The organism is Myroides albus, from assembly GCF_009711045.1.
Classification (GTDB): Bacteria; Bacteroidota; Bacteroidia; order Flavobacteriales; family Flavobacteriaceae; genus Flavobacterium; species Flavobacterium album_A.
The window spans coordinates 1-2,814 of the sequence record NZ_WMJX01000095.1 but is presented as its reverse complement, the minus strand read 5'-3'; the positions used below and the strand labels follow the sequence as shown (position 1 = coordinate 2,814).

Sequence of the window (2,814 nt, the reverse complement as noted above, 5' to 3'; positions counted from 1 at the left end):
AAAGTGCATAGTTTTAACTACAGTCTGCGACCAATAAACATTAATTAATCACAAAATAGATTCGACACTACCATTTATTCACATATATACATTACTTTATCCATATCGTGATAAAACAGCATTGTCCAGTGCTCTGCTTCTGCCTGTACCTTCCAGTCCCCACGCCACTTCATCGCCAACTTTCCATCATAGTCGCTTTTAAAAGCCATATTAAATTCCAGATAATTATACTTAGGTAAGTTATCAGCTCCATAAAAGATAATCTGCTCATCGTCTTTTATCCAAAATACTTGCATATAAGGCGTGTGGCCTCCTACTACTTCATACGAAATACAGTCATCTATATTCCCTCTATCTCCATTCATCCATATAATATTAGGCAAGGCTAAGACCTCCTCTAAAATATCATAATCAAAAGATATATCATCCATAGAAAGTTCTGCAAAAGCAACTTCCCTACGCTGAATATAAATATCTGCGTTGGGAAAACGCCCTTTATATCCCTTTTCTGTATCTTCAACAAGACCATTAACATGATCCTTGTGTAAATGCGACATCAGGACTCTATCAATATCTAAAGGAGTTAATCCCTCTTTTTCAAGCAACTGATCTATGATATAGGCTCCATTCTCTTGATATCCTAAACCAGCATCTAATAAAGTCTTGTGATGATCCGTTATGATAAGAAAAGGCTGTACAGCTAACTGTATTTCCGTTGTTAATACCTTATCTCCAATTGGCAAAAAGTTCTTTACCTCATCTTCATAAAAATCTCCTTCTTTCAGGGGAACTACTTTTATCATTTTTTTGTGTGAATTTGTGGTAGCAAAGATAAGTAGAAAATAAAACACCCCTTTTAAACAATCCTCTACAGAAGAAGATAATAAATAAAAAGTATTAAATAAGCATATAATATATTTATATTTGTTCGCGCTCAATTAAGAAAGCTACTACAATCATTTCTCTGAAATAACTTTATATCAACGTCTTTTGATTTTTTGTTTTTTCAGTTGCCTATATATTGTAAGAGGTTCAATCTCATAGAGGCAAGAGAAAATAATACATTTAAAAGTGGTTTTACCTCCTTTGCTGTATTTCAATTAAAAAACTCATTACACATAATAGAAAATTACAGTTTATTACCTATAAACTGTTTAAATTCCATTGTGAAAAATGAAAAAATATAAAACAACAAAATGAACTTTAAAGATCTCAATATCATTACGCCAATACTCGATGCTATCGAACAAGTAGGTTATACTGCACCAACACCTATTCAAAAACAAGCAATCCCTATTGTGCTTGATAGAAAAGATATTATCGGATGTGCCCAAACAGGAACAGGTAAAACAGCTTCTTTTGCCATACCGATTTTACAAATATTGCACAATAACGAGCATGCTAATAAGGGAATTAAAGCTTTAATTCTCACCCCTACAAGAGAACTTGCAATACAAATCAGCGACAATTTTAAACTGTATGGTCAAAACCTTTCTTTGAAACATACAACGATCTTCGGGGGCGTATCTGCTGAAAAGCAAATTAATCAAGTAAGAAGAGGTTGTGATATATTAATCGCTACACCAGGTAGACTGCTGGATTTAATCAATCAAAACGTTGTTAAATTGAATCAAATCGAACTATTTGTTTTGGACGAAGCCGACCGAATGCTCGATAGTGGTTTCATACACGACATCAAAAAGATACTAACCAAGCTACCTAAGAAAAAACAAACATTATTTTTCTCGGCTACAATGCCTACTGAAATTAGAAAGTTTGCCCAATCTATTTTATATAAACCAACAGAAGTAAATGTGACACCTGTTTCATCGACAGCAAAGACCATTGAACAATCTGTTTACTTTGTCGATAAAGAAAACAAGCAAGAATTGCTAATTCACTTGCTTAAAGACAAACCAAAAGAGCGTATATTGGTATTTACCCGTACAAAGTATGGAGCGGATAAATTAGTCAAAAAGCTTTTAAAGGCAGGGATACAGTCAGCTGCAATACACGGAAACAAATCTCAAAATGCAAGACAGCGCGCCCTTGAGAACTTCAAAACGAATACAATCAATGTGTTAATTGCCACTGATATTGCTGCACGTGGTATCGATATAGATGAGCTCCCTTGTGTAGTTAATTACGAACTTCCCAACATTTCCGAAACTTATGTACATCGCATTGGACGTACAGGAAGAGCTGGTGCAAATGGAGTTGCTATTTCATTTTGTGATGAAACAGAAAAAAAGGATCTAATGAATATTCAAAAATTAATAGGATTTAAAATTCCAATTAAGAAAGTTGAATTATAGGCTCCTATCTACTTGTTTCACTATTAAACGCTATAAAAGTCGGTATCACCTTTAAGGTTTATTCTCGCAACAAATCAAATCTATTGTTGAATAAACACAAGCTTAGAGAGAGACATAGGATTATTTTTATATAAAAGTAAAAAAATATACCCGATAACTATTTACTTCTCAAAGAGTTGTTGAAAACATCGAAAAAAACATTATTTTTTACTTGTTTCGTATATTTAAAAAGCAATATATTTGCAACGTCAAAATGAGACACACACAGTGTTAGACTCATTACAGACGCCTAATTAAACACTAAGTTTAAGGACGGTCCAGTAGCTCAGCTGGATAGAGCAACTGCCTTCTAAGCAGTAGGTCTCAGGTTCGAATCCTGACTGGATCACAAAAAAGCCTCAACAAATGTTGGGGCTTTTTTTGTTTACATTCTTATCTAATTTAAAGAGTGGATTTCAAAAGGATCAATCTCAAAAGTTGTGTTTAGGCATAAAGCTTA

Annotated in this window: 2 protein-coding genes and 1 tRNA gene; 2 read left to right on the top strand and 1 reads right to left on the bottom strand. The window is 33.7% G+C overall.

Annotated features, from left to right (window positions below; translation table 11 throughout):
* Positions 1 to 74: 74 nt before the first annotated feature.
* Entirely contained in the window at positions 75 to 803 is a 729-nt protein-coding gene (locus GJV76_RS15350; protein WP_155093459.1) for an MBL fold metallo-hydrolase, read from the bottom strand.
* 393 nt (positions 804 to 1,196) lie between these two features.
* Here GJV76_RS15350 and GJV76_RS15345 point away from each other — a divergent pair, with 393 nt between their 5' ends.
* Together GJV76_RS15345 and GJV76_RS15340 are read left to right on the top strand one after the other, a co-directional pair.
* The gene (locus GJV76_RS15345) at positions 1,197 to 2,315 is read left to right on the top strand and encodes a DEAD/DEAH box helicase (RefSeq protein ID WP_155093458.1); all 1,119 of its coding nucleotides are present in this window, start codon (positions 1,197 to 1,199) and stop codon (positions 2,313 to 2,315) included.
* 314 nt (positions 2,316 to 2,629) lie between these two features.
* Positions 2,630 to 2,703 (top strand) — tRNA-Arg (locus GJV76_RS15340).
* Positions 2,704 to 2,814 lie beyond the last annotated feature (111 nt).

Excerpts from the sequence above, each read along its gene's own strand:
- GJV76_RS15350 (WP_155093459.1), bottom strand. The coding sequence starts at position 803 with ATGATAAAAGTAGTTCCCCTGAAAGAAGGAGATTTTTATGAAGATGAG.
- GJV76_RS15345 (WP_155093458.1), top strand. The coding sequence starts at position 1,197 with ATGAACTTTAAAGATCTCAATATCATTACGCCAATACTCGATGCTATC.